Raw genomic sequence first — 18865 nt, 5'->3', positions numbered from 1 at the left:
ATATGGACGTGAGCGTATTTGGTACGGGCTACGTTGGCCTGATACAAGCAGCGGCACTGGCCGATGTTGGACATCGCGTCCTGTGTGTCGACATCGACCCCAACAAGATAAAACAACTGCAACAAGCCGTGCCACCGATCAGCGAACCAGGACTTTCCGGAACGCTTGAAGAAAACATCAAGGCCGGCCGACTGCTGTTCACCACACAGGCCAGCGATGCGGTCGAACACGCCGGGCTGATTTTCATCGCGGTCGGTACGCCCGCCGATGAAGACGGTTCCGCCGACCTCAGCCACGTACTCAATGTCGCCCGACAGATCGCCAGTCTCATGGAGGCCGATCGCACACTCATCATCAAGTCCACCGTGCCGGTCGGCACGGCGGACCAAGTGGCTGCCACCGCCAACGAAGAATTGCAGCGTCGGGGCAAAAGCGCACTGACGGTGCGGGTGGTGTCCAACCCGGAGTTTCTCAAGGAAGGCAGCGCCCTGGCCGATTGCATGCGCCCGGACCGGATCATCGTCGGCACCAACGACGAAGAAGCTCGCAGCCAGCTGAGCGAACTCTACGCACCGTTCTGCCGCAACCATGAAAAACTGATGTTCATGGACAACCGCAGTGCCGAGCTGACCAAGTACGCGGCCAACGCAATGCTCGCCACCCGCATCAGTTTCATGAACGAGCTGGCCAACCTCACCGAACTGCTGGGCGCCGACATCGAAGCGGTGCGCAAAGGCATCGGCTCGGACCCGCGCATCGGTTACCACTTCATCTACCCCGGTTGCGGCTTCGGCGGCTCATGCTTCCCCAAGGACCTGCGCGCCCTGCTGCATACCGCCGAACACAACGGCATGCCATTGCGCCTGCTGCGCAGCGTCACCGACGTCAACGACAGCCAGCGCCACATCCTGTTCAGCAAACTGAAAGCGCAATTCCCTGGCGGGCTGGCGGGCAAATCCATCGCGATCTGGGGCCTGGCGTTCAAGCCCAACACCGATGACATGCGCGAAGCGCCAAGCCGCTACCTGATGGAAGCGCTGTGGGCCGAAGGCGCGAGCGTGCAGGCTTACGACCCGGAAGCCATGTCCGAATGCCGGCGCATCTACGGCTACCGCAAGGACCTGCACCTGTGCGCCACCCGCGACGACACCCTGGAAGATGCGGATGCGCTGGTGATTTGCACCGAGTGGAAAAACTTCCGCGTGGTCGACTTCGACCTGTTGGCCAGCAAACTGCGCGCACGGGTGATTGTCGACGGACGCAACCTCTACAGCCCGGAACAGGTGGCATCCGCGGGCTTGCATTACAGCGGCATCGGCCTGCGGCACATCGCTCCCGAGGCGCCGCGCCCATGAAAATCCTCGTGACCGGAGCGGCCGGCTTCATTGGTGCCCACTGTGTGTTGCGGCTGTTGCGCGACGGGCATCAGGTGTGCGGGCTGGACAACTTCAACGACTACTACGACCCGCAACTCAAACACGATCGCGTGAATTGGGTGCAGGAGCAGGTCGGCCCTTTCCAGCTCGACAGGGTTGACCTGGCCGATGCCGCGGCCATCGAAGCCCTGTTTGCCCGCGAAACACCTGAGGTGGTGATTCACCTCGCGGCCCAGGCCGGCGTGCGTTACTCACTGGAAAACCCCCGGGCCTACCTCGACAGCAATCTGAGCGGATTTCTCAACATCCTCGAAAGCTGCCGCCATCACCCGGTCAAGCATTTGATCTACGCCTCGTCCAGTTCGGTGTACGGCGCCAACCAGCACACGCCGTACTCGGTCAAGGACGGCGTCAATCACCCGCTGTCGCTGTACGCCGCGACCAAGAAAGCCAATGAGTTGATGGCCCACAGTTACAGCCACCTGTTCGGCATTCCTTGCACCGGCCTGCGTTTCTTCACGGTGTACGGCCCCTGGGGCCGGCCGGACATGTCGCCGATCCAGTTCGCCCGGGCGATTGCCGAAGGCACGCCGTTGAAGTTGTTCAACTACGGCGAGCACCAGCGCGATTTCACCTACATCGACGACATCATCGAGAGCATTGCCCGACTGATCGAACGCGCACCACAGGCCAACGCAGAGTGGGATCGCGAGCAACCGGACCCGGCCAGCAGCATGGCGCCATGGCGGATCTACAACATCGGCGGCCAGCACCCGGTGGAGCTCAAGGATTACCTGGCACTGCTGGAAAAACACCTCGGACAAAAAGCCCTCGTCGAGTTGCTGCCCCTGCAACCCGGCGACGTACTCAACACCTGCGCCGATGCCAGCGACCTGGCTCGGGCAACCGGATTTCAGCCTTGTATCGAGCTGGATGAGGGACTCGGGCGCTTCATTGCCTGGTTCCGTGCGTACTACCCACTGCCTATCGCCCACGCGCCGCTCGCGGCTGAATTTCAGCGGAGGATGCTATGACTGGACATGAAAAAGGTGTGCCCCTGCAACAGATGCGCCGAGACAAGCGCCTGGACCCTGAACACCGAATGCGCCTCGACGCGGCGATCCACATGCAGGGTCGCGGCTGGGTGACCGGCCGTGACGGCGGTCGGCCGTGGACGCTGTCGCGCACCAACCGGGTCGTCGCCTGCCTCGGGGCGCTGGTGATCCTGGTGCTGATCTCGCCGGTGCTGCTGGGTCTGGCGCTGGCCATCAAACTCAGCAGCCCGGGGCCGGTGATGTTCGTGCAGAAACGCACCGGCTACCGCGGCCGCAAGTTCGGCATGTACAAGTTTCGCACCATGGTGGCCAACGCCGAGGAGCTCAAGGAGTCCCTGCGCCACCTGAACAAACACGGTGCCGACGCCATCGATTTCAAGATCGACAAGGATCCGCGAATTACCGGCATCGGCGGCTTCCTGCGGCGCAGCAGCCTCGACGAGCTGCCGAACCTGATCAATGTAGTGGCCGGCGATATGCGTCTGGTGGGCCCTCGGCCGACCTCCTTCAACGCCTATCGCTACAAGGACAGCCACCTTGCACGCCTGAGCATCTACCCCGGCATGACCGGCCTTTGGCAGATCTCCGGGCGCAGCAATATCGACTTCGACCAGCGCGTTGAGTTGGACCTCAACTATATCGCCGAGCAGAGCCTTTTGCTTGATCTGAAGATCTTGTTGAAAACCCCCTTCAAAGTATTCAGCGGCCACGGAGCGAGTTAAATGGACGGTTCATCAGCCAAAAGCCTAAGCATTGCCAACCCGAGCGAGTCCAACCTGACGTCGACCGTGCTCGATCAAGATCTGCGGATCCTATTCCTGACCGCCGCCAACCCCGGCGCAGGCACAACCACCAGCGCGCTGGCGCTGGCCAGCCAACTGGCGCAGATGAGCAGCGGCCAGGTGCTGCTGGTTGACGCCAGCCAATCGGCGACCAACCTCACGCAGCAGCTGGGGCTGACCAAAGAACGCGGTTTCCGCGATCTGCTGTTCAACACTCAGAGCCCGCCGTTGTTGCAGGACTGTGTGGTGGACGTTTCCAGCCTGCCCTTCCACATCCTGCCCAATGGCCGGTATGTGCGGGGCATCGAGCACCTGACGCCCGAGCGCCTGAGCCCGTTGCTCGATCAACTGGGCAGTCAGTACCGCTTTGTGGTGATCGACGGCGACGCGGTGTATTCGGCCGCCGACACGCTGGTCATCAGCACTCAGGTAGACGGCGTGATCATGGTCGTGCGCTCCGAAGACACTCGCTGGGAAGTGGCTCAGGCCGCGGTTCAGCGCCTGACCCAGGCCGGTGCGAAGCTGGTCGGCAGTGTGTTCAACCGACGCAAGTACTACATGCCCAAATGGCTCTACAAAAACCTGTAAGCAACCAGAAAAGGATGACGACATGAACGCCAAGATGCTTGTCCTGCTGTTGCTGCCGCTTGCAGGTTGCTCCAGCACTTCCGAAACCCAGACCATGCCGGTGCAGATCCTCACGGCCTCACCGGCCAACGCCCAGGCCACCGACATGCCCAAGGTCGAACAGACCTTGCGGCCCCAGGATGTGCTGGACGTGATCTTCCACATCAGCACCAGTGGCTCGGACGCCTATCGCATTCAGTCCGGTGACCAGATCGGCCTGAACTTCACCGCCGCGAGCCAGCTCAACGGCAATCAACTGGTGCTGCCGGACGGCACCATCGAACTGCCGGGCGCCAACACCTCGGTGAAAATTGCCGGGCTGACGTCCGAAGACGCACGTCAGGAAATCCAGCGCGCCTATCAGCGCAAACAGCTGTTCCAGCCCAACCGCAACCAGCTGTCGGTGCAGGTCATCAGCCCGCTGAGCAACGAATCGAACCTCAAAAGTGCCCTGAACCACCCCGCTACCGGCATGAGCCGGGAGATCACCGTGGGCACCGACGGTTATGCGAGTTTCCCGGAAATCGGCGCCGTGCCGCTGCAAGGCATGACCGTCAATCAACTGGAAACCTTCCTCAACAAACGCTACGCGCAACTGCCGGGACGGATGACCGTCGACGTACTGCTGAAGTCCACCGCGGGCAACGAAATCTATGTGCTGGGCGAAGTCGGCCAACCGGGTTCCTACCCGATCCGCCGGCCGGTCTCGGTGCTTGAAGCGCTGACCCTCGCCCGAGGCAGCAACGCCAAGGCGCGACTCGATTCGGTGGTGATCATGCGCCGCAACGGCAACCAGGTTCAGGCCGTGCGTTATGACGTCGAAAAAGCCCTGTCCGGCGATGCGTCGCAGATCGCCTACCTGCAACCGGACGACATGCTCTACGTGCCCAAGACCAAACTGGCCAGCGCCGGTGAGCTCGCACGGCAACTGGCGGATGTGGTGTTGTTTCAGGGTGTGGGCTTGAGTTTCGGCTACCGCCTCGACGACAAAGACAGTGACAGCAACTAACTCTCAGGTGACCCATCATGAATCCAAAGGAAAACTACCTGCACGAGTTCTTCAGGATCTTCTTCGCCAACAAACAGATGGTGAAGCGCGTATTCCTGGTCTTTGCAGTGATCGCCCTGGTCTTGCCGCTGATGCTCAAGCAGAGCTTCGATATCACCGCCCAGGTGATCGTGCAGTCCAAAAAACTGTCCCAAGGGGACGCCACCACTTCACTCAACCAGGAAAACGCCTCGTTCATTCCACCGTCCCTGGCGGACATGGAAACCGAGAGCAATATCCTGCGCTCGCCGGCGCTTATCCGGCAGACCATCAGCGAACTGCGGGACAAGGGTGAATACACCCCGCCACCGAGCGTGTTCAAAAAGCTGCTGGGCGAACCGTTCAAACAGTACGTCAGTACGCCGCTGCGCGAGCACGTGATCAACCCGCTGCGCGATGCGCTCGGGCTTGAGACCGACCCGGTGCGCGACACGGCGCTGGATGCGCTGACCCAAGAGGCCATCGATAGCTTGAAGATCGAAACCTTGCCGGGCTCTAACGTGATCTCGATCATCTACAGTTTTGGCGACCCGGCCCAGGGCACCAAGTTTGTCGCATCGCTGCTGCAAAACTACCTGGTCAGCCGTCAGGCCCTGCAATCGATCGACCTGCCACAGAGCTTCTATGAAACCAAGAAGACTCAGTATCAGGTGCGCCTCGATGGCCTGGAAGGCAATCGACTGTCGTTGCTCGAAGCGATCGGCTCGTCGGATCCCAAGGAGGAAATCACTTTCCGCCTCAACGCCATCAACACCGAGGAGCAAGCGCTCAACCTGTATCGCGACCGCCTGCTGCAAAGCCAACGCTGGCTTGAGTACCTGAAAACCAGCCTGGCCGCCGCGAGCAATTCCAAACTCAACGACTACACCTTCCCCTACACCTTCACCACCACCGTGGACAACGTCGCGTTCGAAGATCGCGAGATCAAACAGATGGGTGAGGCACTGACCACCCAGGTCAGCCGCTACATGAACGACCTGGCGATCTTCCAGCCGAGCAGTGAACCGATGCTGCTGACCCGTGAACAAATCGCCCGTACCCGTCAGCAGTTCTTGAAAGTGGTCAGCAACCGGATTCAGGAACGCACCATCGACCTGCAGGTTGTCAGCTCGGTGATCGACCAGAAGACCGCGCGCATTGCCGAGTTCAAGAACCGCATCCACCAGTTGCAGGAAACCCAAAGCAAGCTGCGGCAGATGGATACCGAGATCAATGCGTTGCACGCCGCGTTCGCCACCTACGCTCAACGCTTCGCCGAAAGCAGCACCGCTCGCTCGCTGGACAACGACCTGTCCAACGCACGGGTGCTCAGCCCGCCGTACGAACCGACCGCAGCCGCGTTTCCAAAACCGATGCTGATCATTCCGTTCGGGTTGTTTACCGGTCTGTTGCTGGCGATTGCCCTGGTCTACGTGCGTGAGTTCTTCGATCACCGCTTCAAGCATCCAGCGCAAATCACCCACGAACTGGGCCTGCCGGTGCTGTTGGTGATCAACGATCAAAACGTGTTGCCGAGCAATCCACACAGAAACATGTCCGTACGCGGCATTGCGCATTGGGTGCGTAATTGAACGCGCCGCTCAACCCTACCCTGCCGATCATTCATTTGCTCAGCAGCGGCGGCTTCTACGGGGCTGAGCGGATGTTGCTCGACCACTGCCTGGCGACGCCGGGGCAGCATCAAGTGTTGTTTCTCGATGCGCCCTACGCGTTACTCGCGCGGTTTCGCGAGGCCGGTGTGGACTGTCGCGGCTGCACGGGGTTGGGGGCGTTGCTGGCGCATTTGCGTCAGCGGCGGGCCGAGCGGCCGCTGATCAATACGCATAACTTCAAAGGCCTGTTGTTTGGCTGGGTCGGCGCTACCCTGTTGCGCCTGCCCCTGGTGATTACGCAGCACGGCTTCACACCGCGCAGTCGCAAGCAGAAGTTCTACACCTGGCTCAGCCTGCAACTGTGCCGCACGGCCTCGGTGAATCGCGTGGTCTGCGTCGCCGAAAGCATTGCTGCACTGTGCCGTCAGGCCAGCGTCCGGGCGGAAAAACTGCAAGTGATCCCCAACGGCCTGCCGGCCGCGAACGGTGTGTTGCCGCACCGCGTCGATCGCCAGCGTTGGCTGGCCGGTTACGTCGGGCGGCTGAGCAGTGAAAAGGGCCCGGACCTGTTTCTCGATGCGCTGATTCCGCTCTGCCAGCAACACCCGCAACTGGACGCCGTGATGCTCGGCGACGGCCCGGAACGGGACAGCCTGATGGCGCGAATCAGCGCCGCGGGTTTGCAGGAGCGCATCACGCTGCCGGGTTATCAGACCGACATGAATGTGTGGTGGCGGCAACTCGATGCGCTGGTGATCAGCTCGCGCACCGAAGGCACGCCGATGATTCTGCTCGAAGCGATGCAGGCCGGGGTACCGGTGGTGGCTTTCGGCGTCGGCGGGATTCCCGATGTGCTGCAAAACCGGCACAACGGCCTGCTGGCGACACCCGCCGACAGCGCCGCCCTCGCCCGCCAGATCGGCACCTTGCTGACTGAGCCGGCCCTGGCGTGCGACCTGATCGACAACGCAAGACGTACACAACTGGATCGCTACGACCTCAAGGCCCTGGCCGAACGCTGGTCGCAGCTTTATATCCGTACTGCACGGGAGGCACGCGCGTGATCTTTCCGCTCTCGATCGTCAGTTTGCTCGGCCTGGTCTGCCTCGGTTTGCTGGCCAGCCCTTATCCGTTTCTGGCGCCGGGGGCCGTACTGGGCCTGGTGGGTGTCGCGGTGCTGTATCGCAAACCCACCTGGGGTTTGCTCGGCATCGCTGCGCTGGTGCCGTTTGAAGGTTTCTTCAAGGACAGTGCGGTGTCCGGCCCCAAGTTCATCGGCATATCCCTGGCCGTGATCCTGATGCTGCAACTGGCGATTCACCAGCTGCCCTCCGAACGCCTGCGCAGCAACATCTGGCGCTACCTGGTCTGGTTCATGCTGTTGTACCTGCTGAGCCTGCTCAATACCGATAACATGGGCATGTCGATGGGGCATCTGCGGGAACTGAGCGTCGGCCTGATTCTGTTCGTGATCACGCTGTTGATCGGTCGCGAGTTGAACCTGGACCTGTTCGCCAAACTGGTGACCCTCAGCATCACGGCGACGTGCATATTGGCGATGTTTTCCAGCAAGTATCAGGACCAGGGCCGCGCCACTGGCCTGCTGGAAGACCCGAACGGCTTTGCCATGCTGATCGCCTTTGCCGTGCCCCTGGCCCTTTGGCTGGTGATCCGCAGTCCGAACCTGCTGCACCGGTTGTTCTGGGGCGCGTGCTTCATTTTGCTGCTGGGCGGCATGACCAAGACCGAATCCCGTTCGGGGCTGGTGGTGCTGTTTCTCAGTCTGGCGATTGGCGCCTGGCACTACCGCCTCGAGCTCAAACGCATCCGCCCACGGCACTTGGGGTTTGCCATGCTCGGCATGGCGATCGTGATTCCGCTGGCGATTTACGCGATGCCGCCCGGTTACATCGAGCGCATCCAGTCCTTGAGTATTTTGAAAGCCGGCGCCAAGAGCCAGGACGAATCCCTCGGCCGCCGCGCCTCGTACATCGTGGTCGGCAGCCAGATGATCCGCGAGAACCCGTTGCTGGGCACCGGCCCCGGGACCTTCCCTTTGCACTACGCCAGCACCGGTTACGCCAAGGCGTTTTCGGCCAACCGCAAGGTCGGCGACCTGTACCGCCGCGCCCACAACACGTACCTGGAAGTGTTCAGTGAACTGGGGGTTCCCGCCGGCCTGTTGTTCGTCGGCATGCTCACCCTTGGCTTGTACAACCTGGTGCGTGCGCGCCGCCTCTGGATGCAGCGAAAAAACCGCGAGCAGGCTGATTTGCTGACGCACATGTGCATGAGTTTTCTGTCGCTGACGCTGTTTTTGATGTTCCTCAGCGCACCCAATCAAAAGTACGTGTGGATCATGCTCGCCCTGACCAGTGTGCTGCGCCTGAAAGCTGAAGAAAGCCCACTCACGGAGGCCAAGGCATGAGCCGCATCAGTATCGTCATCCCGATGTACAACGAAGCCCATCACATTGCCCGGACCTTGCTGGCAGCGCAACGCGCCACCTTCGCGGCCGGCCTGGAATGCGAGCTGATCGTGGTCGACAACGGTTCCCAGGATCAGGGCCCGCACATTGCCCGGCAAATGGGCGCGCAGGTGCTGGAGCTACCGGGCTTGTTGATCGGTGCCCTGCGCAATCGCGGCGCCGCCATCGCCACCGGTGAATGGCTGGCCTTCATCGATGCCGATGTCGAGGTGCCGGAGGACTGGCTCACGCTGTTGTTGAAAATAGAGCCTGCGGTTCAGGTCGATGTCCTCGGGCTGGACCTGCACACCCCGGCCGAAGCGCCGTGGTATGCCGATGCCTGGCAACGCCGCACATTGCGCCCGAGTGCTGACACCGTGCAAACCGTGCGCTGGCTGCCCAGTTCCAACCTGCTGATGCGCCGGCCCTGGTTCGACAAGGTCGGGGGCTTCGATGAAAACCTGCGCACCGGCGAGGACAAGGACTTCACCATGCGCCTTAGCCATGCGGGCGCACGTTTGCTCTCGGTCAACCAGACCGTCGCCCTGCATTGGGGGTATGAGGGCAGTTGGCGCGAATGGATGGGCAAGGAATTCTGGCGGCAGGGCAGCCATCTGCAATTACTGCGCAGCCACGGAATGACGATGCGTTTGCTGCGCTTCCCGATGCTGTCGATTATCGCCTGGGTCCTCGATTTCATGGCGATTTCCGCACTGTTTGATGGCTTGCCGCACCTGGCGTTGTTTCTATTATTCATCACCAGTGTGCCAGCGCTCGCCTTGAGCATGCGCCAAAGCCTGAAGCATCGGGATTTCGGTCTGACCCTGCAACTCTGGGGCCTGCACTGGTTGCGCCTGCACCTGGCCGGCGCCGCGTTTATCCTCAGCCTTTGTCATTGGAAAGCAAGGAGGCCTGCCCGTGGCTGAATTCATTTTCTGGATGTGCCTGTTACTGCCGGTGTACGCCTACCTCGGTTATCCGCTGCTGCTGACACTGTTGGCTCCGTTCTTCTCTGCACGCCATCATGGGCCGGCAGCGCCGATGGACGTGAGCATCGTCATCGCCGCGCACAACGAGGCGCGCCATATTGAAGAGAAACTGCGCACCGTACTCGCCCAGGATTATCAGGCGCGCTCGCTGCAAATCATTCTGGCCAGCGACGGCTCGACCGACGACACCGTGGCCTGCGCGCGCCAGGTCATAGACCCGCGCATCACCGTGCTCGACCTGCCTCGCCAGGGCAAGGCCGCTACGTTGAACGCGGGCGTGGCCCTGAGTACCGGCGATATCCTGGTGTTCACCGATGCCGACAACCAATGGTCGACGGACACCCTCGGCCACTTGCTCGCGCCCCTGGCAGACCCTGCGGTGGGCGCCTGCGCCGGGCACATGGTGATCCCGGTCGCCGGCAAAGGCCTGAGCATCGGTGACAGCCTCTATCGGCATTACGAAGGCTGGCTGCGCAAGGTCGAGAATCGCACCGGTTGCATGGTCTCCGCCGACGGCGCCCTGCTCGCCCTGCGCCGCGAGCTGTTCCAGAACGTACCGGCAGAGGTCAACGATGACTTCTTCATCAGCACCTGCGCGCCGGTGGCGTTCAAGCGCATAGTCTACGTGCCCGAAGCGCAGGTGATCGACCAGGGCGTCGATGAGGCCGACAAGCAATTCCGGCGCCGGCAGCGGGTCACCGTCGGCGGTCTGCAAAGCCTGGCCCAGCGCAGCGAACTGCTCAATCCCCTGAAGCACGGCTTGTATTCGATTGCGCTGATCAGCCACAAGTTGATCCGCCGACTGGCGCCGATCCTGCTGCTGCCGTTGTTGCTGAGCAATTTCTGGCTGTGGGAAGAGCACGGTTTCTATCGCCTGAGCCTGATCGCACAACTGTTCGGTTACGCGGTGGCCATCGCCGGCCTGCTGGATTCGCAACACCGTTTGCCGAAACCGTTTCGTCTCGCCGCGTTCCTTCTGGTGACGCTTGCCGGGATGAGTATCGGCCTGTGGCAGTTCCTGCGTGGCCAGCGGTACGCCCAGTGGAACCCCGAGCAAAATCGTTGAAAGGACCGTGCCATGGCGATCAAACAATTATTAAAACGCACCAGTGGCTGGCTTTACCTCAACTCGCCGGTGGGGCGCAATCAGCTGCACGGCGCCGGCGTGATCCTGATGCTGCACCGGGTGCTGGCCAGCGATCGCGCCGCCGAACTGCCCCATCGCAATGAACTGTGTGTCGGGCCGAAAGCCTTCGAGCATTTGCTGGTGTGGCTCAAACGGCATTTCGACTGCGTGCCGCTGATGGAGATTCTGCAGCCCGGCACGAAACGCTCGGAGCGGCCGAAAGTCGCGCTGACGTTCGACGATGGCTGGCGCGACAACGCCTTGAACGCCTTCCCGCTGCTGCAAAAACATCAAGTGCCGGCGAGCATTTTTCTCTCCACCGATTTCATCGGCAGCCGCCAGCGTTTCTGGTGGGAAAGCATTGGCGAAACCCTGTGGAACAGCCATGGCGAAAAAGCCCGGAAGCAGTTGATTGACTGCCTGCAACAGGTCGGTCGACCGCTACCGCCGCTGCTCGATGATCCGGATGAGCCGCGTCGCAGCCTGGCGCTTTTGCATTTCCTGCAAACCCTGAAAACCCTGTCCCCGGACGATCTGAATCGACTGACCGACGCCTGCCCGCAAGACTCGTTGCCGCAAGCGCTGGATTGGCATCAGGTGCGCGCGCTGGAAGCCTCAGGCCTGGTGCGCTTTGGCCCACACGGGGCCAGTCATGCGATCCTCACCGGCCTCGACGATCAGCGCCTCGATGAAGAACTGAGCCGCAGCCGCGATGCGCTGTTGAACGGCTGCAATCGACCGCTGCCGGTTTACTGCTACCCCAATGGCGACAACGATGCGCGCGTTCGCCAGCAGGTGGCCGCGCATAAATTCCCGTTCGCCCTGGGCACCGGTACGGGTATCTATCGTGGCACCGAGAACCCATTGGCCCTGCCACGGTTTGGCGTCAGCCAGCGCACCGCACGCAATCCGGAGTTGCTGTCCTGGCGCATCTACCGTGGGGCCCGTCCATGAGCCGCAGCCACTACCTCAAGCATTTGGCCCTGAGCATGGGGACCAAATTGGCGATGATCGCCCTGCGTTTGCTGCGCAACGTGTTGCTGGCACGCATCCTCGGGCCCAGCGAGCGCGGTTTGTTTGCGCTGCTCAGCACCCTGCCCGACCTGATCAGCGCCGCCACCAGCGGCGGGTTGAATTCGGCGGTGGGTTTTCAGGCCGCCAAGCAACGGCCCATGGGATTGTTGCTGAGCCAGGTGCTGGTGTTCGGCTGTTTGCTCGCCGGGTTGTTGACCTTGCTGGTGGTGGCGTTGACGCGCGAGTTCGGCAGTGAACTGGACATCACCACGCAACTGGGTTTGCTCGCCTGGCTGTTGCTGCTGGCAGTGCCGCTGACCGTACTGAAAAGCGGGCTGCTGACGTTGCACAACGCCTCGGGTGGCGTGGTGGCGTTCAATGCCTTGCGCCTGGTGGAATCCCTGGCGCCGCTGCTGCTGTTCCTCGCCTTGTTCTGGATGTGGAAAACCGCCGCCCTGGAAGCCGCGTTGATCAGCTGGCTGGCCGGCATCAGCCTGGTGGTGCTGGCCGGTTGGGTCTGGCTCAAACGCGAGCAGCCGCTGACGCTGCAATGGGATCGCGCCAGCCAGAACGAACTGCTGCGCTACAGCGCTCGCAGCCATCCGGACTTGCTGTTCCAGCAAGTGATTCTGCGTTCCGATTACCTGTTCATCGGCGCCCTGCTCGGCAGTACCGCCTTGGGTCATTACGCGATGGCCAGCGCCGCCGCCGAGTTGCTGCTGATCGTCCCGGAAGCGGTGACCACGCCCTTGATGAAACGCCTGCTGCAACAGGAAGAAGGCATCGACAAAGTGACGCCACTGGCCTTGCGCCTGACGGCCACGGTGATGCTCGGTGCGTGCCTGACCATGGCACTGATTGGTGAATGGCTGATCGTCACGCTGTTCGGCGTCGCTTATCAGCCGGCCTATCCCGCCTTGCTGGCCCTGCTGCCAGGCCTGCTCGGCCTGTGCTATGCGAGCATCCTGCGCCTCGACCTGCTGGGCAAGAATCGCCCCGGCACGATTTCGCTGTTGATGGGCATCAGTGCGTTGCTGAACCTGGCGCTGAACCTGGTGTTGATCCCGACTTACGGCATCGTCGGCGCGGCGGCGGCCTCGTCCATCGCGTACCTCGCGGTGACCATTGCGCTGCTGGTGATGTACTGCCGGTTGAGTCATGTACCGGTCTGGCAAACCCTGATCATCCTGCCCAGCGATGTGGCACCGATGCTTCAGATGCTGCAACGGAAGTCGGCATGAAACGCCTCCTGCTGCTGTTGAGCCTTGGCTTCTCGCTGAGCGCCTTGGCGGCGCCCATGCGTTGGGCCGATATTCGCGACGGCAGCCTGTACTTGCAACCGGATCGTCCCGACACGCTGACCGTCCGCTGGGTGCCCGCGTGGCACGCGGATTCCAACGAAGAGCGCCTGTACCTGCTCGACGGCCAAGGCAAACTGCAGGGCGAACGCCTGATTGCCGCGAGCAATTCCCGGGGCAGCCAGAGCTGGCCATTGGCACCGAGCGCCGCCAGTTATCGCCTGGAAATTCCCGGCTACAGCTTCCGCCGCTACACGGTTGAACACGATGCGCGCACGGCGGCGCTGTTCGCCCCGGCCAAGGTGCATTTCAGCGCCGAAACCCGCGACGGTGACGAGCTGTATTTCAAGGTCGCCGCGGGTGAACACGCGGTACTGGCCGGCAAATTCCACGGTGGCGTCGGTGCCCTGCAAGCGCAACGGGTCGGTGACGGGCAACAACTGTCGCTGGCCCTCAAACCCTACCGCGGGTATTGGCAGTTCGATCAGGTCAAGTTGCCGGTCGCCAGTGTCGACCAGGTCTGGCGCCTGCGCCTGCAAGGCAGTGGCAAAGCGGCGTTCTGGCTCGACGGCACGCCAAACCTGTTTGCGCAGAACCCGCAACAACTCAAGCCCCTGCGCGAGGACGACGGCCAGACCCGCTTGACCCTGCATCAAAAAGTACTCGGCCCGACCCCGAACCTGGCCATCGCCCTGCCCTACGTGAAACCGCCGGAATCGAGTTTCGCCGTGCTCGACGCGCTCAAGCCCCAGGCAGGGACTTACTACAGTTTCGTCGACATCACCGCGAAGAATCCGCACTACGAAGACGCGTTCCGTCAGCTGTATCAGGACCGCTTCGGCATCACTCAAGACATCACCTTGTTGGCCGGCAGCCAGCGCAAGGCCGACCTGCGTGCCGACACCGTCAGCAACGCCGGCCTCGACGCCTGGCTCGCCACGACCCGAGCCCTGGGCGGCAAAGGTATTCATTACATCGGTTTCGCCGACGAACCGAATCTCAACTACGCCGATTACGCCGACTATAAAAGCATCTTCGACAGCATGGCCCGGCAGGTCCGCAGCAATCCCGAGAATGCCAAGGCCGGCGTGCGCATCGCCATGCCCGCCAGTTCGAGATTGATCAACGGCCCGTTCGTCGATAACGGCGCCGACAAACGCGGCATCGACTGGGCCAGGCGCTTGCTGGCGCAATCCCCTGACCAGATCGACGCCCTGGCCTGGCACGAATGGATGGTTCGCGACCTGCTGGCGACCCGGGTGTATCGCGACAGCGTGCGCCGCGCCGCCGACCTGGTGGGCCTTGATGACAAGGGGCGGCCGCGCAAGGCCTTGTTGCTGGACCAGACCAACATGTCCAGCGGTTCAAGCCTCAGCCCTTACGATCAGGAAACCCACTTCGCCTCCCTGTGGTGGGCTTCGGTGGTCATCAACTCGGCGCAGGACGGTTTGCTGGAGATGTTGGGCTGGTTCCAGGCCGCCGACGAACCCGAATACCCCAAAGGCATGTTGCGCGTGCTCGGCGACGATCACTTCGAACTCAAGCCCGTGGGGCTGGCACAACAGTTCATCCAGCAGCATTGGCTGAGCAAAGTGCTGTGGCTGGAGAACGACGCCTTCGAGGTCGACGTCCTGGCCATGACCGACGACTCCAAACGTGGCCTGCTGGGGGTCAACAAAGGCACGCGCTTGCAACGGGTGGATATGACCGGGGTGCCTTGCCCATTGGCCAATGGCTCATTGCGTTATTTCGGCGCGGACAACCGCAGCCGCGATGCCCCCTTCAATTGCCAAAACGGTCGCATCAGCTTCGAACTGCCTGGGGAAACCCTGTTCGCCCTGAGCTGGAGCGCCTCATGACCACCTATCAAATGCTTTGCCACGCGGGCCACTTGCCGCGCGTTGCACCACTCCACTTACGGTCCATGCCGTCAGGAGTCAAAAACATGAGTATTTTAAAGAAGCTCAGCGCGCACATCAGACAAAAAGGCCTGCGCGCCACTGTCAAAAAAGCATGGAAGCATTACGTATTTTCCCACGAAGAACTGATGTGGATGGAGCGCGACCTCGTCAGCCCTATCCCGCCACACAAACTAAGACCCTACTCGCCGCTGCGCCTGGAAACCATCACCCCGGACAACACCGTGGCGTTCACCCGTCATTTCGGCGATCGCGTGGAAACCATGGCCGAGCTGGCCCGCGAGGGTCATACGGGGCACATGTACCTGGACGATAAAGGCGACGCGGTGGCGTTCATCTGGGGCAGCGCGCGCGACTACCACGACCGTCATTACTACGGCTGCTGGTTCCCGGTGAAGGAAGGCGAGTTCTTTGAATTCGGCGGCGAGCAGATCCGCGCCTACTGGGGCTCCCTGCTGTCGGTTGATTTTCAACTGAACCTTTGGAAAGCCATGCAGGCTCAAGGCTGCAACAAAGTGGTCGACGTCTGCGAAAGCCACAACATCCCGGCCCTGAAGTTGCACATTCGCATGGGCTACAAGGAGCAAGGGCGGATCATGAACGTCTACGAGCTGTTTGGCCGCTGGCGCTTCTACCGCGAAACCCACTACAGCGAATCACGTCTGGATGCCTTGCGCAAACCGACCCGTGAACCCGCTACAGCACCGGCGACCTGACCCTATGGCGGCTCGATTCGAATGGCGCACATCCTTGTGCGCCGCTGACTTCCCGGTAGCGGCTTATGAAGCGCTGCGTCTGCGTGTGACGGACCACACGCCGTTCAATACGCTGGCCTGGATGGCCGCGTCGGAACAGGCACTGGCGGCCGGGGAAAACCTGCACGTTTTGCTCGGCTGGCAAGGCAACGAGTTGCTCTTGTGCCTGCCGTTGGTGGCTTCGGTGGAGCGCTTCGGCGGGCTGCCGTTCCGGGTGTTGCATCACTTGGGTTATCCCCTTGCCGACCGCCTCGCGTTACTCGTTCGCCTGGACGCCGAGAACGTGCGCAAGGCACTGATCGAGATCCGTCGCCGGTTGCCCCATGCCTTGCTGCAACTCAACGAAATGTCCGAACCGACGGGCGAAGAAAGTGCCTTGTCGCACTGGATGGCCCACAGTTCAACCGGCGAACGACGCCTCAGTTGCCGAGCGCCGGTGCACCTGATCAGCGAGGCCGACCGCCAGGAAGTCTCTGGCGACCCACGCTATAAACTGCGCCGGGCGCGCAAACGCATCGCGGCCTGCGGTGCCGTCATCCGCCGAATCACACCCGACGCGTCGACCATGGGGCCGTTGTTGCAGGCCATCAGCGAAGTCGAAGCGGTGAGCTGGAAAGGTGATGAAGGCGTCGGGATTTTTGCCGATGAACGCCACCGGACCTGGATGGACCAGGCCTTCACCGCCCTCGCCGCCCAAGGGTTGGTGCGGGTGGTGGTGCTGGAACTGGACGGCCGCTGCATCAGCTATCGCCTCGGGTTGCTGGAGCAGGGCCGACTTTACGATTACAACCTGGCGTTCCTGCCGCAGTACGCCGACCTGGGCAGTGGTCGAGTGCTGCTCGAAGAGTGGATTCGCTGGGGCCTGGACGAAAACTGGCGCTGGATTGATGCCTCGCGCGTCAGCCTGGAGAATTCCAGCCATCAATTGCATGAGCGCATGACCGGGCAACTGGAGCACTGGCGCTGGAGTTTTTATTCCTGGCAGCCCAGTGGCGTTGCGCTGGGATTGGCTTTGCGCTTTTGGCAACGGCTCAAACCGTCGCTGCAAAAATGGCGAGCCCGGCGCGCGGCCTCAACTGTTACGCCGACACCGGTTGCGGCGGCTGTAGCGGCGCCTGTTTCAGCGCCTGTTTCAAAGAAGGCGGCGACGCCCAGCGAAAAAATCATGGAGGGAGAACATGCCTCAACACGTCATAGTTAACGCTGACGACTTCGGCCTCAGTGCCTGCGAAAACGCAGTGATCCTGGGGGCTTTTCAAGCCGGGATTATCAGCTCCGCGACCGCCATGGCCAATATGCCGGCCTTCGAAGCGGCGTGCGTCCTGGCGCGGCACCCGTTGCTTGAAGGGCGCATCGGGTTGCACTTCAACCTGACTTACGGGCGGCCATTGAGCGAGTCGATTCTGAGTCGGCCGACCTTCTGCGACAGCGCCGGCGTTTTCGACCTCAACCTGTCTCGCCATCGCCTCTGGCTCAATCGCCGGGATCGTGCCGCGGTACTGGAAGAACTCGAAGCGCAATGGCAACGCTGTCTGGACAACGGCCTGCGTCCCAGCCATCTGGATTCCCATCAGCACGTGCACAACATCTGGCCGATCGGCGAGATCGTCGCGCGCTTCGCTGCCCGCCAAGGTGTGGCCGTGCGACTGGCGCGCAATCTGGGGCAAAACCTGAACCTGCCCAAGCGTGTGTTCAAGGAATTGCTTAATCGTCGTTTGCGCAGCCTTGCCGGCGTCACCGCGGATTATGTGTGCACGCCAGTGGACCTGCGCGATAGCGACGTACCGACCGAAGGCGTGCTGGAAATCGTCGCGCATCCGACTCAGCTTGGCGCTGATTTCGGCGACGCCTACTTGCCTCCCGATGAGTCGCTAACCCTTGTGCTAGAGAGGCGCCTTCAAGGGGTGCCACGTATTTCCTACGGCTTGGTCAACGGGTTTATGCAGACCGGTACGGCAGCACTCGAATAAGTTACATAAGTTGCAACATATTCAAAGCTGGCGCTTTGACATGAACTTGCAACCTTGATCTATACCCATCAAGAGCGTCATCCACCACACCCTGGCCCCGGCTTAGGAGAGCAACATGAGCGTCATCGACAAGCTTCGCGAACGAATCAAACAAAAAGGCCTGAGCCGCACGTTCAACACGCTGTGGAAGCGTTATGTGTTCTTTCACTGGGAGCTATTGTGGATGGAGCGCGACCTGGTCAGCCCGGTACCGCCGCACAAGTTGCGTCCGTATTCGGGGGTGCGCCTGGTCGCCATCACGACCGAAAACGCCACGGCGTTTACCAAGCACTTCGGTGACCGGGTCGAGACCATGGCCGAACTCGCCGCAGAAGGTCACACCGGGCAGATGTACCTGGACGAAGACGGGCACGCCATCGCGTTCATCTGGGGCAGTACCCGCGACTACCACGACCGTCACTATTACGGCTGCTGGTTCCCGGTCAAACCCGGCGAGTTCTTCGAATTCGGGGGCGAGATGACCCGCGGCTACTTCGGCACCAGCCTGTCGGTGGACGCCCAGATCAACCTCTGGGCGGCGATGGCGGAACAGGGTTGCAACAAGGTGGTGGACGTTTGTGAAACCCACAACATCCCGGCGCTGAAACTGCACATCCGCATGGGCTATCACGAACAGGGCCGCGTCACCCACGTCTACGGCCTGTTCGGTCGCTGGCGCTTCTTCCGCGAAACCCGCTACGAAGGCTCGCGCCTGGACCCACTGCGCAAACCGGGACGGCCAGTGGTGACGGATGCGGCGAGGGCCTGAGTCATCGGTGGGTGACTGAGAGACCGAGTCGCCGCCATC

At 61.7% G+C, this 18865-nt stretch carries 17 protein-coding genes; all 17 read left to right on the top strand.

Annotation, left to right across the window (positions count from 1 at the left end; translation table 11 throughout):
• Positions 1–2 precede the first annotated feature (2 nt).
• Positions 3–1355: a UDP-glucose dehydrogenase family protein gene (locus ACA057_RS11925; protein WP_497348523.1), complete on the top strand. Its 1353-nt coding sequence runs from the start codon at positions 3–5 to the stop codon at positions 1353–1355.
• On the top strand, positions 1352–2410 hold the full coding sequence (locus tag ACA057_RS11920; RefSeq protein WP_497348521.1) for an NAD-dependent epimerase: 1059 nt from the start codon (positions 1352–1354) through the stop codon (positions 2408–2410). Before ACA057_RS11925 ends, ACA057_RS11920 begins: the two co-directional genes overlap by 4 nt.
• Positions 2407–3153: a sugar transferase gene (locus ACA057_RS11915; RefSeq protein ID WP_497348519.1), complete on the top strand. Its 747-nt coding sequence runs from the start codon at positions 2407–2409 to the stop codon at positions 3151–3153. The genes ACA057_RS11920 and ACA057_RS11915 overlap by 4 nt, the downstream gene beginning before the upstream one ends.
• Positions 3154–3801, top strand: a complete 648-nt coding sequence (locus ACA057_RS11910; RefSeq protein ID WP_401357750.1) for a CpsD/CapB family tyrosine-protein kinase — start codon at positions 3154–3156, stop codon at positions 3799–3801.
• Positions 3802–3823: 22 nt separating this feature from the next.
• Positions 3824–4849: a polysaccharide biosynthesis/export family protein gene (locus ACA057_RS11905; protein ID WP_497348517.1), complete on the top strand. Its 1026-nt coding sequence runs from the start codon at positions 3824–3826 to the stop codon at positions 4847–4849.
• 17 nt (positions 4850–4866) lie between these two features.
• Positions 4867–6459 carry a GumC family protein gene (locus ACA057_RS11900; protein WP_497348515.1) on the top strand — a complete coding sequence of 531 codons (1593 nt, stop codon included), beginning with the start codon at positions 4867–4869 and terminating at the stop codon, positions 6457–6459.
• Complete coding sequence (locus tag ACA057_RS11895; protein WP_497348513.1) at positions 6456–7544, top strand: glycosyltransferase family 4 protein; 1089 nt, start codon at positions 6456–6458, stop codon at positions 7542–7544. Before ACA057_RS11900 ends, ACA057_RS11895 begins: the two co-directional genes overlap by 4 nt.
• Positions 7541–8908, top strand: coding sequence for an O-antigen ligase family protein (locus ACA057_RS11890; protein WP_497348511.1), 1368 nt, complete (start codon positions 7541–7543; stop codon positions 8906–8908). The genes ACA057_RS11895 and ACA057_RS11890 overlap by 4 nt, the downstream gene beginning before the upstream one ends.
• Positions 8905–9873 carry a glycosyltransferase family 2 protein gene (locus tag ACA057_RS11885; protein WP_497348509.1) on the top strand — a complete coding sequence of 323 codons (969 nt, stop codon included), beginning with the start codon at positions 8905–8907 and terminating at the stop codon, positions 9871–9873. Before ACA057_RS11890 ends, ACA057_RS11885 begins: the two co-directional genes overlap by 4 nt.
• Complete coding sequence (locus ACA057_RS11880) at positions 9866–11002, top strand: glycosyltransferase (RefSeq protein WP_497348507.1); 1137 nt, start codon at positions 9866–9868, stop codon at positions 11000–11002. The genes ACA057_RS11885 and ACA057_RS11880 overlap by 8 nt, the downstream gene beginning before the upstream one ends.
• Before the next feature lie 12 nt (positions 11003–11014).
• Positions 11015–12016 (top strand): polysaccharide deacetylase family protein, encoded by a 1002-nt coding sequence (locus tag ACA057_RS11875; RefSeq protein WP_497348505.1) that lies wholly within the window; start codon positions 11015–11017, stop codon positions 12014–12016.
• Positions 12013–13317 carry a lipopolysaccharide biosynthesis protein gene (locus ACA057_RS11870; RefSeq protein ID WP_401357740.1) on the top strand — a complete coding sequence of 435 codons (1305 nt, stop codon included), beginning with the start codon at positions 12013–12015 and terminating at the stop codon, positions 13315–13317. Before ACA057_RS11875 ends, ACA057_RS11870 begins: the two co-directional genes overlap by 4 nt.
• Positions 13314–15233 (top strand): hypothetical protein, encoded by a 1920-nt coding sequence (locus ACA057_RS11865; RefSeq protein WP_497348503.1) that lies wholly within the window; start codon positions 13314–13316, stop codon positions 15231–15233. The genes ACA057_RS11870 and ACA057_RS11865 overlap by 4 nt, the downstream gene beginning before the upstream one ends.
• A gap of 86 nt (positions 15234–15319) precedes the next feature.
• Positions 15320–16009: a GNAT family N-acetyltransferase gene (locus ACA057_RS11860; protein WP_497348501.1), complete on the top strand. Its 690-nt coding sequence runs from the start codon at positions 15320–15322 to the stop codon at positions 16007–16009.
• A gap of 4 nt (positions 16010–16013) precedes the next feature.
• Positions 16014–17249 (top strand): GNAT family N-acetyltransferase, encoded by a 1236-nt coding sequence (locus ACA057_RS11855; protein WP_497348499.1) that lies wholly within the window; start codon positions 16014–16016, stop codon positions 17247–17249.
• Positions 17227–18018 (top strand): ChbG/HpnK family deacetylase, encoded by a 792-nt coding sequence (locus ACA057_RS11850; RefSeq protein ID WP_497348497.1) that lies wholly within the window; start codon positions 17227–17229, stop codon positions 18016–18018. Before ACA057_RS11855 ends, ACA057_RS11850 begins: the two co-directional genes overlap by 23 nt.
• A gap of 115 nt (positions 18019–18133) precedes the next feature.
• Complete coding sequence (locus tag ACA057_RS11845; RefSeq protein WP_497348495.1) at positions 18134–18826, top strand: N-acetyltransferase; 693 nt, start codon at positions 18134–18136, stop codon at positions 18824–18826.
• Positions 18827–18865: the final 39 nt, after the last annotated feature.

It is taken from the genome of Pseudomonas sp. LBUM1661 (assembly GCF_059695925.1).
Note: the sequence above shows the minus strand (reverse complement) of the source record. Positions and strands in the feature narration are given on the sequence as shown.

Excerpts from the sequence above, each read along its gene's own strand:
- ACA057_RS11845 (WP_497348495.1), top strand. The coding sequence starts at position 18,134 with ATGAGCGTCATCGACAAGCTTCGCGAACGAATCAAACAAAAAGGCCTG.
- ACA057_RS11905 (WP_497348517.1), top strand. The coding sequence starts at position 3,824 with ATGAACGCCAAGATGCTTGTCCTGCTGTTGCTGCCGCTTGCAGGTTGC.
- ACA057_RS11910 (WP_401357750.1), top strand. The coding sequence starts at position 3,154 with ATGGACGGTTCATCAGCCAAAAGCCTAAGCATTGCCAACCCGAGCGAG.
- ACA057_RS11870 (WP_401357740.1), top strand. The coding sequence starts at position 12,013 with ATGAGCCGCAGCCACTACCTCAAGCATTTGGCCCTGAGCATGGGGACC.
- ACA057_RS11855 (WP_497348499.1), top strand. The coding sequence starts at position 16,014 with ATGGCGGCTCGATTCGAATGGCGCACATCCTTGTGCGCCGCTGACTTC.
- ACA057_RS11875 (WP_497348505.1), top strand. The coding sequence starts at position 11,015 with ATGGCGATCAAACAATTATTAAAACGCACCAGTGGCTGGCTTTACCTC.
- ACA057_RS11865 (WP_497348503.1), top strand. The coding sequence starts at position 13,314 with ATGAAACGCCTCCTGCTGCTGTTGAGCCTTGGCTTCTCGCTGAGCGCC.
- ACA057_RS11860 (WP_497348501.1), top strand. The coding sequence starts at position 15,320 with ATGAGTATTTTAAAGAAGCTCAGCGCGCACATCAGACAAAAAGGCCTG.
- ACA057_RS11925 (WP_497348523.1), top strand. The coding sequence starts at position 3 with ATGGACGTGAGCGTATTTGGTACGGGCTACGTTGGCCTGATACAAGCA.
- ACA057_RS11885 (WP_497348509.1), top strand. The coding sequence starts at position 8,905 with ATGAGCCGCATCAGTATCGTCATCCCGATGTACAACGAAGCCCATCAC.
- ACA057_RS11915 (WP_497348519.1), top strand. The coding sequence starts at position 2,407 with ATGACTGGACATGAAAAAGGTGTGCCCCTGCAACAGATGCGCCGAGAC.
- ACA057_RS11900 (WP_497348515.1), top strand. The coding sequence starts at position 4,867 with ATGAATCCAAAGGAAAACTACCTGCACGAGTTCTTCAGGATCTTCTTC.
- ACA057_RS11850 (WP_497348497.1), top strand. The coding sequence starts at position 17,227 with ATGCCTCAACACGTCATAGTTAACGCTGACGACTTCGGCCTCAGTGCC.
- ACA057_RS11920 (WP_497348521.1), top strand. The coding sequence starts at position 1,352 with ATGAAAATCCTCGTGACCGGAGCGGCCGGCTTCATTGGTGCCCACTGT.